General features: G+C 40.8%; 11 protein-coding genes and 1 tRNA gene. 4 read left to right on the top strand and 8 right to left on the bottom strand.

The annotated features are described in order from the left end of the window. Positions 1–150: 150 nt before the first annotated feature. Both SGI74_05310 and SGI74_05305 read right to left on the bottom strand, forming a co-directional pair. Complete coding sequence (locus SGI74_05310) at positions 151–699, bottom strand: hypothetical protein (GenBank protein ID MDZ4676910.1); 549 nt, start codon at positions 697–699, stop codon at positions 151–153. Between the two features lie 347 nt (positions 700–1,046). Continuing rightward, positions 1,047–1,361, bottom strand: a complete 315-nt coding sequence (locus SGI74_05305; protein ID MDZ4676909.1) for a hypothetical protein — start codon at positions 1,359–1,361, stop codon at positions 1,047–1,049. Positions 1,362–1,714: 353 nt separating this feature from the next. Between SGI74_05305 and SGI74_05300 the strand changes: the two genes are divergently transcribed. Continuing rightward, positions 1,715–2,332, top strand: a complete 618-nt coding sequence (locus tag SGI74_05300) for a hypothetical protein (GenBank protein ID MDZ4676908.1) — start codon at positions 1,715–1,717, stop codon at positions 2,330–2,332. A gap of 31 nt (positions 2,333–2,363) precedes the next feature. After that, complete coding sequence (locus SGI74_05295; GenBank protein MDZ4676907.1) at positions 2,364–3,335, top strand: hypothetical protein; 972 nt, start codon at positions 2,364–2,366, stop codon at positions 3,333–3,335. 91 nt (positions 3,336–3,426) lie between these two features. Here the strand turns inward: SGI74_05295 and SGI74_05290 are convergent. From SGI74_05290 to SGI74_05280, 3 genes are all read right to left on the bottom strand, one after another. Next, a tRNA-Leu gene (locus SGI74_05290) sits at positions 3,427–3,513 on the bottom strand. A 7-nt stretch (positions 3,514–3,520) separates the two neighbouring features. Next, positions 3,521–3,922: an EVE domain-containing protein gene (locus SGI74_05285; GenBank protein MDZ4676906.1), complete on the bottom strand. Its 402-nt coding sequence runs from the start codon at positions 3,920–3,922 to the stop codon at positions 3,521–3,523. Then, the gene (locus SGI74_05280) at positions 3,919–4,578 is read right to left on the bottom strand and encodes a DUF3566 domain-containing protein (GenBank protein ID MDZ4676905.1); all 660 of its coding nucleotides are present in this window, start codon (positions 4,576–4,578) and stop codon (positions 3,919–3,921) included. The genes SGI74_05285 and SGI74_05280 overlap by 4 nt, the downstream gene beginning before the upstream one ends. 36 nt (positions 4,579–4,614) lie before the next feature. Between SGI74_05280 and rnr the strand changes: the two genes are divergently transcribed. Together rnr and SGI74_05270 are read left to right on the top strand one after the other, a co-directional pair. Further along, the gene (rnr, locus tag SGI74_05275) at positions 4,615–6,747 is read left to right on the top strand and encodes a ribonuclease R (protein MDZ4676904.1); all 2,133 of its coding nucleotides are present in this window, start codon (positions 4,615–4,617) and stop codon (positions 6,745–6,747) included. Positions 6,748–6,757: 10 nt separating this feature from the next. Next, complete coding sequence (locus SGI74_05270) at positions 6,758–8,236, top strand: lipopolysaccharide core heptose(II) kinase RfaY (protein MDZ4676903.1); 1,479 nt, start codon at positions 6,758–6,760, stop codon at positions 8,234–8,236. Between the two features lie 218 nt (positions 8,237–8,454). On the opposite strand, the gene SGI74_05265 is transcribed toward SGI74_05270, so the two are convergent. The 3 genes from SGI74_05265 to SGI74_05255 all read right to left on the bottom strand — a co-directional run. Continuing rightward, positions 8,455–9,288, bottom strand: a complete 834-nt coding sequence (locus tag SGI74_05265) for a flagellin (GenBank protein ID MDZ4676902.1) — start codon at positions 9,286–9,288, stop codon at positions 8,455–8,457. 392 nt (positions 9,289–9,680) lie between these two features. Further along, a complete protein-coding gene (locus SGI74_05260; protein MDZ4676901.1) occupies positions 9,681–10,526 on the bottom strand; it encodes a flagellin in 846 nt (281 codons plus the stop codon). Between the two features lie 183 nt (positions 10,527–10,709). Continuing rightward, positions 10,710–11,744, bottom strand: a 1,035-nt coding sequence (locus SGI74_05255) for a DUF444 family protein (protein MDZ4676900.1), incomplete at its 5' end; no start/stop codon positions are given.

Below are 11,744 nucleotides of genomic sequence, written 5' to 3'. Positions count from 1 at the left end.
TCATTAAGACAAGCATTCGTTACCAGCTTGCCTACGATCCACCCACTTGCCAGACCGTATAGCATCCGCTTTTATAGGCTGACGAAGATATAAAATCATTTGTCAAAGTACCAAGTTCTATTTCTATACCGACACACTATTTTATTTTTTTTAATATTTGCAATCGACATATGGCAAACATACGCCTTCTCTCACAAAATAACCGTAGCTATCGGCAATCTGTGGCCAATCTGATAGTGATCCGTTGTAGGGAGGATTACCCTCACCAAAACGCCTGAAAGAAAGATTATCTGTAGTTCCGCATTTGTGACTCAGCTCATGAACCAGGGTTGACAGTCTTTCTGTATTGTTCAATTCCCAAAAATGATCACCACAGAATTCAACTTTTCTAGCTAAAAAAAATGGAAGGCCAGCTGGTGAAAGCCCTGCGTAAGCTCGAGAACAGACTAGACCCTTCTCGTCGCCGCAAATGTAAGTCGTTGTTCCTAATTTTGTGGCCACACAATCTAGGACTTCGTTTGCGTTTTTCACCCAACCAAGTATCAGCTTCTGGCTTTTTTTACTTCGATCGCTAATCTGGGATGCTCTAACCAACAAATCAGACTTTATTTCAACAATTTTTAGGGCAGCCTGTTTTTCAAGGGCTAGTAAAGACTCAGTCTGCTCAGGACTGCATTTTTCAAAATCTCCGGCCTGCAAGGTTTGAAAAACAAATAGAATACAAAGTATTAGTGATACCTTCCGCTAGTTGCCTACTAAAAAGTGCAATTTTGGAGCCAGGCATTTGGTACTCTAGTGAACTGTTTATTGGAGTTGGATTGATTAACCTATTTACACCTCCTTTTTTTATGGTGTCTCTGTTCATCACCAATACGCAGGGAACGAGCGTTGAACTTGGAGATGTGGCGTAAGAGGTGGATTTCCTGGACGGTGATATAGAGAAATTTATTGTCGCGGATTATGAGGGTCTACGCGGTTAGCGAAAAAAACGCTCAACCTCAAATTTGGCTGAACGCGATCCGATCTGACTTTTTCCATTAAATTAGTCATCTCGCAAGCTTCACAATCCAATATACAGTTTCATAAACTTGAACGTCAAAATATTTTAAATTCATCGATGGAAGAAATGTGTCTTCTACGCGTTCTGTAGCTTTGATTTCAAAATATTTATAGTATAGGCAATAAACTTCAACATTATCTAAAGAAAATGGAGGACTAGCTATTTTTTCTTGAGGGTATTCCAAGCATATAAGTAACATTTTTACTTTCTCGATATTACTTAACGAAAGCAAATGATTTATCTGAGAACAATATTTTGGTCTTAAAGATTGTGGTAGCGCGAATAAGTGCAGCACGATCATAAATGCTCGTTACCTTTCCGAGTTCTTTTTCTAAAAGTTTGGAGTGCGGTGATTTTAGTGTAGTAGCATTCGGTCCAGTAGGACTTTTGAGTTTGCATATAGTGACACGTTTTGTTGTTATAAACCAAACGATAGCAACCAGTTAGGTAATGTCTATGGCTCGTTTTTTTCTAAAGGCTTTAAAATGGCGCCTATAGATGGCAATATTATAAACACTTAAAATCCAAAGCTTTCAATGACTTGGTTAAATTCAATTACAAAGTGACGAGAGAATGTAACAAAAAGAGTGTGAAAAACCATTTAGCATCTCTTGCATAACATAAATGTGGAATTGTATTTTTTATGGAGGTTATATGAAAATTCAGGTTAGAAAATTTGGAATCAAATTAGTGGCGGTTGTTTTTATTATGAATACCATGGGTATTTCAAGCGTTGTCTTGGCCGCTGATAATCAAATTCAAAGTTCTGGTGTTAAACAGCTTTTAACAAATTATCTCACAGAAAAAATATCTGCTGAAGCATTAGCTGAACAAATAATTACCGCGGATTCTAAAAATGCTGCTTCGAATCTTCGCGAACTTCAAAAACAAGTTTTCGAAATATCATCTTCACTTACAGATAGAGAAAGAGTAAAGCTTTATGAACTTCGCGATATTATGGCGAATACTGCTGTTAAGAGTGAAAACCGTAATTCCAAAATCAAAACAGCAATCATTGTTGCTGGCGGCGTAGTTGGTGCTGTTGGTAGTGCTGCTATTTTAAGTAAGGCTGGAAGCGACGGCTACAGAAGTTCCGGTGATCTTGGATTCGGTATATTAGCTGATTTAATTGGCGGGGCTATCCGTCTGAGTTTTGGTAGTGTAATTGGTGGTGTCGCAGGAGCTGGTGCTGCAAAGGTTGTTACATCTCAAATACCAAGTCTTAATGATATAGAGCCTAAAAATGCAAATCTTGATGTTCCAAAAAAATAAATATCGTTTATTGAGGGTTGTGGCTTTATCCATGGCCCTCTTTTTTCAATTAAGTGTTTCGCTTAAAGCAAACGCTGCTGAAGTGTCATTGACTGAACTTAAGAACTTTCAGCAACTTCTTTTATTTGGTACTAAGAAACAAGATAGTTCTCAGCTAAAAAATAATTCTATATTAGAATATTATAATTCCATAGAAGCAAACCAGAAATTATCAGAACAACCAAAAAATATTACGACTCCAGAATGCAATCGCTATTTTCAAGCATTGCGAAAAATTCGTGTAAACATCACCGACACTTTGCAAAATCTTTCAAAGAATAACTTTAAAGATGATAATGGTATTTTTCAAAGTCATCTCGATACATTATTTGGATCATTTAGTTTATTAATTGGATTGGCGCAATCTGGAGCCGAAGGTGGAATTGATTTTGTAACGGGAAATGCCGTCAACTGTAGTTCAAGTAATCGCACTTTATGGCTTGAAACACTCAATGTAGAGTACAATTCTTTTAGGCAAACGCTCAAAGTTATTTCCGGTACCCGCGGTCTAACATCAGTATATGAGCTTGGAACCAAAATGCGAAGTTATGCAGCTCAAAATGCGGATACCGCATATCAATGGTTCTTGCCAAAATTAATTGGTGGTACGGCAGTAAGTATTGTTTTGTGGGAACTGACGATGATGCGGTTAGCTTGGCTAGTTAAAGCGGGAATCGTGGGTACACGTACCGTAACCGTTTTAAAATATGTTCCGGCTATTGGATTTGGAGCTTATTTGGGGGCCAAATCTGTAAGTGAAAAATTGAATTCAAGGCCTCTAGCAATCGGACAATGGGAAGACTCAATGTCAGGTGTTGAGGAGGTTATGGATTGGAAGATAGATACTTTAGATAAACACCTCGCCTATGTCGAGTTGCAAGAGCGTGAGTGGTACAATGGCCTCATGGCGCAATTACAAGAGTTGAAACAACGTATGGACAGATTGTCTACTCAGAATCAATGAGTGGCTTGTTTGATGAGTTGGAGATTATAGAGTTTGCTGTAAATGCCATTTTTTTGAAGCAGTATATTGGATCGCCATATACTTGGCGTGGTGGTGCCCGGGACAGGATTTGAACCTGCACACCCTTGCGGGCGCGTGGACCTGAACCACGTGCGTCTGCCAGTTTCGCCACCCGGGCAAAAGATTTAAAAACCTAACACTAATAATCGCTTATATTCAATCTCATTGAGTGGACACACCGAAAGCCGTGATTGTTTTACCAAAGACATCACTTTTAAAACTTTATCAGCCTTCATCTGCGCCAAACTCACAGGGGTTTTAAATTCTTTTACAGGCACTAGATCAATTGCTGACCAGTCGTCTTTTGTTTTGGCATCTTGATATGCTGCTCGACTTACTTTAGCAATACCGACTGCTGCGCGGTCATCACCACTGTGATAAATGATGGCAAGATCCCCGACTGCAGCTTTTCTTAAATTATTACGAGCTTGATAGTTTCGAACACCATCCCAACATGCTTTTTTATCTTTTATTAAATCTTGAAATGAATACGTTTCAGGTTCTGATTTTAATATCCAATAATTCATTTTAGCCTCATTTTAAGTCCACCAAAGATCGATGCAAAAATATTATAAGTCACAGCCAGTAAAACCCCTAAGACTGCTCCAATAAAAAAATTAAAAAAGGGCATGAACCCCACGATAATCATTTTTTGTGTAAAAGATAAAAACCCCGACATTGATGACGGAGTCACCAAGATAAACGCACTCATGAAAACACCGACAACGGCGTACATTATTCCATAAAATTTAGCGCAACTGCTGACATTTAATTTCGACAGTTCTGATTCGCGAAACCCATTTGATTGCAAATATTGAAGTAAGCCCAAATCAGGTAATGTGAGTGGATAAGTGGATAACTCATCCCAACTTGCCCATTTAAGTTCTGAGTGATCTCGAAACTCAGTTGGTTCATTCTCAATAACTACATCAATGCCAATAAGCCGGATTATTTTGTTATCAACGAGGGTGTCGCATGAGCCCCTCAAGGAGCCAGCCGTTGCTTTTACGTTTAATTCCTCAAAAATCTCACGCTCGATGGCTTGCTGCAGTGATTCGCCATTTTGTAGCTTCCCCCCTGGAAACTCCCATAAACCCGGGTTATCTTTAGAGGCAGCCCGCCTTAAGATCAGGTAGCGGTGCTTATATTCAATTATAGCGGCAACAACTGTGAGAGTTTCCATAGACAATTGGCATACAAAATTCTAAAACAAAGATAAATGAAAAAACACCGTGGACGTGGCAACAAAAATTCAACTGTAACAGGATTCGTTAAAAGAAATGCCGATGGCTTTGGCTTTCTCATTCCCGACGACAAAGAGCTTGTAGACGTCTATCTCCCCCGTAAAACCATGCTAGGCATTATGAGCGGTGATCGCGTAGAAGCTGAAAGCTTTCGCGAAAATGACGGTCGTTTTTCAGGCGAAGTTAAACAGATACTCTCTCGAGCAATGACCCAAATTGTGGGCAAATTTCATAAAACTGGCTTTGAAGGTTCAGGCGTCATCATCGATGATAGTAAAGCCTGGGGGCACGATCTCAAAATTCGCTCAGAGTTAACAAAAAATGCTCAAGAGGGCCAATTAGTCGTCGTTAAAATTTCTGATTACCCTGATTCTTCTGAAGGTTTTAACGGTGAAGTAGTGGAGATCTTAGGAACTCACGGTGACCCACTCCTTGATACAAAACAAGTACTATACAATCATCATATACCTGTTGAATTTTCGCCCATGAATTTAAAACAAGTAGATCAGATTCCTAATGAAGTGAGTGAAAGTGATTGGCAAGGGCGTAAAGATCTTCGCAGTAAAAAATTCGTAACAATTGACGGCGCAACAGCGCGAGATTTTGACGACGCTGTTTACGCTGAAAAAGACGGTTCAGGTTTTCGTGTTTGGGTTGCAATTGCTGATGTTAGCCATTACGTAAAAGAAGGCACACCACTTGATCGCGATGCTTATGAACGCGGCACGAGTGTTTATTTTCCTGATATGGTTGTGCCCATGCTTCCAGAAAAACTCTCAAACGGCCTTTGCTCACTTAACCCGCACATTCCACGCCTTGCTCTTGTTGCCGAAATGAAATTAGATTTTTCAGGAAACGTTGTTGATTCAGATTTTTACGAAGCTGTGTTCATGAGTCATCACCGCCTGATTTACGGCGAAGTTGAAGATATGGTAAACGGTTTTGATAATCCTAAATACCTCGATGTACTGCCAGAGCTTAGGCTTATGGCCGATATCGCGCGCATTTTAATGAAGAAGCGATTTCACGAGGGAAGTCTTGATCTTGATATTCCTGAATCACAAATATTAATTGATGCCACAGGTGTTCCCACAGATGTTGTTCGTGGTGATCGACTATTTGCACACCGATTAATTGAAGAATTAATGTTGATGGCAAATGTTGCTGTTGCAAAATTTATTGCAAAATCAGGCAAGCCCTCACTTTACCGTATTCATGAAGAACCCTTTGCAGATGCACTTAAAAACCTTGAAGTAATGGCACACAACTGGGGTTTACGCGTTCGTTTTGGTACTGGGATGACACAAAAAAATCTTATGAAAATGCTTGAGTTCGTACGGGATAAACCTGAAGAGCATATTTTAAGTATTTTAATTTTACGTTCAATGAAACAGGCCCAGTATTCTGAAGAAAATGCAGGTCATTTTGGTTTAGCATTTGATTGTTATACTCATTTCACCTCACCCATCAGACGGTATCCTGACTTGATCGTACATAGAGTGCTTAAGAAAATTATCAATAAAACACACTCTGGCCTTGGCGCGGATGAAGAATTAGATCGTATGGCAACGGCCGGGAACATCTTATCCGCATGCGAGCAACGCTCTGTAAAAGCAGAAAGAGAGCTCAAAGGAATTAAAAAATGCCGCTTTATGCAGCGCTATGTAGGCGAAACCTTTGATGGAATGATTACAGGCATTGCAAAATTCGGTATCTTTGTTCAATTGCGAACATATGATATAGATGGTTTAGTTAAACTTGATACCCTACAAGGCGATCGGTTTCAATACGATGAAGAGAAACAAAAACTCATCGGACGCAAGACTGGAACAGTCATCAGTTTAGGTGACCCAGTAAAAATTAAAGTTTTGCGAGCTGATCCAGAAGCACAAGAAATTGATTTTGAATGGATAGACCAAAAATATGCCGATACTAACAACAGGCCGACAAATAGGACAAACGATCAAGAACGCGGGGAGACTTCGCCAAATAGTGGGAGTGTTCGCGAAACACGGTTTTCACAATATCGCGGAAAGAGCGAAGCTGGGCCAATACATTCTAAGAAAAATCGCAAAAAACGAGGCACTGGAAAACCTAAGCGCCGCTGAGCGAGCGCGCATGGCCTTTGAAGAACTGGGCCCCACCTTTGTAAAATTCGGTCAACTACTAGCTACACGTCCAAATCTTATTCCTGCTGATTTCGTCGAAGAGTTTAAAAAATTTCATGATCAAGTTGCAGCCGTTCCTTTTGAAGAAATTCGAAAAATCATTGAAGAAGATTTCGGCAAACAACCAGAAAAAGTATTCGCTGTTATTGATCCAAACCCACTAGCTGCCGCAAGTATTGCCCAAGTGCATTCAGCAAAACTTGTTACAGGTGAAAATGTCGTCATCAAAGTTCAAAGACCCGGCATTGTTGAAACAATTAAGAATGATCTTGGCGTTTTGTACACCATGGCAGCACTTATCGAACAATACATACCTGAATCTCGGCCGTTTAATCCGCAATCATTAGTTGATGAGTTTTTTAAAACGTTAGAACTGGAAACAAACTTCGTTGTTGAAGCAAATAACATCCGACGTATCGGCCAGAATTTTAAAGACGATCTTGTTATTAAAATTCCAGCAATTTTTAGCGATCACTGCACACCCCGTATTTTAGTCATGGAGCAACTCAATGGTGTTCGCTTAAGTGATCACAAACAACTTCAAGAATCTGAGATCAATCGCGAACAGATTGTGGCTTCTGGGCTCAAAGCTTTTTTTAAAATGGTATTTCGTGATGGTATTTTTCACGGTGATCTTCACGCGGGTAATTTATTTATTCTGCCAGACAATAAAATCGGCCTTGTTGATTTTGGCGTTGTAGGTCGTGTATCTCAAAAAACTAAAGACTCTGTGGCAAATATGCTTATTGCCCTTGCCACAGAAAACTACGAACTTCTCACCTATGAATATATTGATCTTGCTCCGTACAATCATGAAGTTAATTTTGATCAATTCACACGTGAAGTGCGTGACCTCATCGCACCTTATCACGGAATGACTTTTAAAAATGTGAACTTTGGAAAACTCTTAATGGATTCAACTTCCATTGCAGCAAAACACAATATCGTTATGCCATCAGAGTTAATGCTGTTTTTCAAAGCTATCGTTACAGTTGAAGGCATGGGCCGTACGATTATAAAAGACTTTGATCTTTTGAGTTACGCAATGGAATTTGCCCAAGAAATAATTAAAGCAAAATATGACCCTCAAAGAATCATGAAAGATCTTACAACCGTAGCACGTGACTCTACATCTCTGCTTTACACTTTACCGCGTCAACTTAAACAACTTATGCGCAAACTCAACAGCAATGATTTTGCCATTGATATCAACCTTGCGCAAATTGAAGATCTTAAACGCTCCGTTGAAACAAACGGAACACTCACTTATTTGGGTCTTGTCATCGGCAGTTTGGTTATTGCAAGTACGATGGCACTTAATATGGGAAAAGGTCCTCAATTCTACGAAATTCCCATCCTCAGTATACTTGGATATTTCTCAGCATTTTTCTTAGGCATAGTCGCATTTTATAATCATATTAAAAAATAAAAATCCCATGAACATGTGTCCATGGGATTTTTTTTGTTTTGGTGTGTTTGGTTTACATCCAGCCCTGTGTGTAAGACGTCACTGAGGCTAATCCCCCCAACATAAGTACTACAGATGCCGGAAGAACCCATTCCATGGCATATAAAAGCATAAATCCCTCCTTGGTCTTTATAAAGAGTGAGTGGATAAATTTATCCACTCACTCCATTTATTAAACATTACTGCAACAGTTTCAAAGCCACGTTCTGAACTGCATTAGCTTGACTCAGCACTGAGACACCAGCTTGGAGGAGAATATTATTTCTCGTCATCTCTGAAGTCTCTAAAGCTACGTCAGTGTCACGAACTCGCGAATTCGCTGCAGATAAGTTTTCATCGCTCACGCCAATGTTGTTGACGGTTGACTGAAGCCTGTTCTGCATAGCGCCGAAGTTAGCGCGAATCCCGTTGACAGAAACAATCGCATCATCAGCTGTTGCGATTGACATCTGTGCTTGCTCTTTTGTAGCCAAAGATTGAGCTGTAAGCCCAAACGCTTCAAGAGTCGCATCAGCAGCAGACGCATTAAAAGTAATGCGGTCTTTAAAATCATCGTTATAGACTCCAACTTGAATTGAAAAGAGCCCGCCAGTTCCGTTTAGAAGATCGCGTCCGTTAAAACGTGTAACCTCTGCAATCCTCTGTAACTCTGACTTGAGTTGTTGGTATTCAACATCCAAAAACCCACGCTCTTTATCTCCAATGGTGTCTGATGAAGCTTGGATGGCCAATTCTCTAAATCGGATCAGGATATTACTAATCTCCTGAAGTCCACCCTCTGCTGTTTGCACAAGACTAATTCCGTCATTGGCGTTTCGTGACGCTTGCCTCATACCTCTGATTTGCGCTTTTAAGTTCTCCGAAATCGCGAGTCCTGCAGCATCGTCTGCGGCTTTATTAATACGAAAGCCTGATGCGAGCCTTGCTTGCGAATTTTGAAGAGCATACTGAGCATTGCCCAGATTTCGTTGCGCATTGATAGAAGCAACGTTAGTCGAAATTCTTAAACCCATGTCTATCCTCCTTGCATAATCCGAATCCTCCTTGATTCTCGGCCTTCCAATTTATATTGGCCTTCTGGGCATCATGCCCTTGGGTTAATTTTTAGAGCGTAGTATATAAATAGCAATTGGCTTCGCTCCTAAAGCGTTGCACTTAACTGATCGACATTTTTTGAATTATTATTGAGTCCAGATTTTGATAATTTTTATTTTGTGTGAAATTTAGAGAACAACATTAGAAAAACAAAAAGTGCTCCGGTGCTTGCGCACCGGAGCGGTGCAGGAAACAGATCAGTTACGTCGGCTTCAAGCCTCGAATTTAATCGAGTGCCATTACCTTAAGTTACGGAGGCCATTAGAAAAATTAGCCACTGAGCCAAAGGTTCATTCGACCATGGAATTAATCAGCCAAATGATTGCTTCAAGAGGCTAAGGGCCACCGCATTGGATTGATTCGCCTGTGCGAGCACGCTAGTGCCTGCTTGCAACAGGATATTGTTCTTAGTCAGTTCAGACGTCTCTTCAGCTACATCCACGTCTCTGATTCGGCTATTAGCAGCATTCATATTTTCATTGCCGACTGCTAAGTTGTTAACCGTTGATTGGAGACGATTTTGGAGAGCACCAAAGTCAGCTCTCATCGCAGATACGCTGATGATTGCAGAGTCAAGAGCACTCAAGCTGTTTTGTGCAGACGCCTTATCGGCCACAGAAGTCAAATTAACACCCAAAGCTGCAATTGTAGAATCAGCTTTTGATGCATCAAAGACGATGCGATCGATATTGGGATTGTTGCGTGTACCGACTTGAATGTCGAACACAGCACCCGTCCCGTTTAATAATTGTGTTTGATTAAATTCCGTACCGTCGGCAATACGCTGAATCTCCGAAAGGAGCTGATCGTATTCCACGTTCAAGAATTGACGTTCAACAGGTCCGATAGTATCAGAAGCTGCCTGTACGCCCAACTCACGAAGACGAGTTAAGATTGACGATGTTTCGTTCAATCCGCCCTCTGCCACTTGTACGAGAGAGATACCGTCTTGTGCATTTCGTGATGCTTGCTTAAGACCACGAATCTGAGCTTTTAAGCTTTCAGAGATCGCAAGTCCCGCGGCATCGTCACCTGCACGATTGATTCGGTAACCCGAAGAGAGTTTTTCCAAGCTCTTGTCTAATGACAGCTTGGTCCCCATCAAATTGCGTTGCGCATTGATGGAGGCTACGTTGGTATTAACTCGTAAACCCATAACATCCTCCTTGATAATAACCGCATCTCTATATGCGGTAGAGCATCATGCTCCGTGGGTCGCTTGTCAGGATTTCCTCTCCTGACAAATTACTATTCGGAGTTGTGAGGAAGTACTTTAGTAAAATTACGAAAAAAGTGAAAAACTTTTTTCCAGGATCAAAGGCGAGTTAAAACAACTGGCTTATCGACCAGGTTCAGATCTCTTACCAAAGAATTTTTTGATAGCGGCAAAAACAGATGAAACTTCTAGATTCAGATCTGCATAGCCATAAATACCTGGTTTTTCTTGAGCTAATAGATCAAAGGCCTGAGATAATTGGCCGGATTGTCGGCCATAAGGCACCACATTTCCGTACATAAAATAATCACTTGCTTCAGCAACCTTTCGTCCAGCTTCAATAGTGGCGTGTAATGCGCCACCATCATCACCGTCGGAAAACATCTGCGCAAAACGATTAAATTTTGATGTTGGATACTTATTATAAATTTCAAGAGCCAGCTTAAAGGCCTGAGACAAGTCAGTGCCTCCACCCAAATACTGATTGAAAAATTGATGCTCAGTTACTTCTCTAGCTTCAGTATCACACTGAATAAAATGAACTTTGAGATTTGGATACTTAAGCTTTAGCAGCGCAATTTCTTGACGAACAATACGCCTTTCAATCTTGCGATGATCAGGCCCCATACTTCCCGACACATCACCCATAATTACTAGTACTGCATCAAAATCAGGTTGTTGAACAATCATTCGTGATCGCACAGTGTAGGCTGATGCTGGCAATGCTGCAAAACCACGTTTTAATATTTGAGCAGCACCCTCTAGTATCGATTCTTTTTTCTCTGCCTCTGGTTTTTCTTCTACTTTGGCCTCTTCAGGTGCATCAAGGCCCAACTCTTTTCGTAATTGTTCACGGCGCTCATTGCCTCGCTTAATTGATTTACCTAATGCAAGCGCATCAGCTGCTGTTCGATGCCATACTACATCACCATGTGATCGATGCATGGTTCCCATTTTAGGATCATCTGCTACGCGTTGTTCTCCACCTGTGCGACGTAAATTGCGAAGCTGAATTTCTTCTGCCAACATTTCAGCAAATACTTCTGAAGGCACTTCTTCATACTGAGGATCACTTTGTCCATTGCCACCTTTTCCAGGGGACTTACCGGGTTCTCCCTCGCCTTCACCTTCTGCCTCGCCTTCACCTTCTGCCTCGCC

The organism is Oligoflexia bacterium, assembly GCA_034439615.1.
GTDB lineage: Bacteria > Bdellovibrionota > Bdellovibrionia > JABDDW01 > JABDDW01 > JAWXAT01.
The sequence above is the reverse complement of the archived record's forward strand: the minus strand, read 5'-3'. Positions and strand labels throughout refer to the sequence as shown.

Bases quoted from the DNA above. Each gene is read 5' to 3' on its own strand.
- SGI74_05305 (MDZ4676909.1), bottom strand. From the start codon at position 1,361: ATGATCGTGCTGCACTTATTCGCGCTACCACAATCTTTAAGACCAAAA.
- SGI74_05300 (MDZ4676908.1), top strand. From the start codon at position 1,715: ATGAAAATTCAGGTTAGAAAATTTGGAATCAAATTAGTGGCGGTTGTT.
- SGI74_05295 (MDZ4676907.1), top strand. From the start codon at position 2,364: ATGGCCCTCTTTTTTCAATTAAGTGTTTCGCTTAAAGCAAACGCTGCT.
- SGI74_05285 (MDZ4676906.1), bottom strand. From the start codon at position 3,922: ATGAATTATTGGATATTAAAATCAGAACCTGAAACGTATTCATTTCAA.
- SGI74_05280 (MDZ4676905.1), bottom strand. From the start codon at position 4,578: ATGGAAACTCTCACAGTTGTTGCCGCTATAATTGAATATAAGCACCGC.
- rnr (MDZ4676904.1), top strand. From the start codon at position 4,615: ATGAAAAAACACCGTGGACGTGGCAACAAAAATTCAACTGTAACAGGA.
- SGI74_05270 (MDZ4676903.1), top strand. From the start codon at position 6,758: ATGGCCTTTGAAGAACTGGGCCCCACCTTTGTAAAATTCGGTCAACTA.
- SGI74_05265 (MDZ4676902.1), bottom strand. From the start codon at position 9,288: ATGGGTTTAAGAATTTCGACTAACGTTGCTTCTATCAATGCGCAACGA.
- SGI74_05260 (MDZ4676901.1), bottom strand. From the start codon at position 10,526: ATGGGTTTACGAGTTAATACCAACGTAGCCTCCATCAATGCGCAACGC.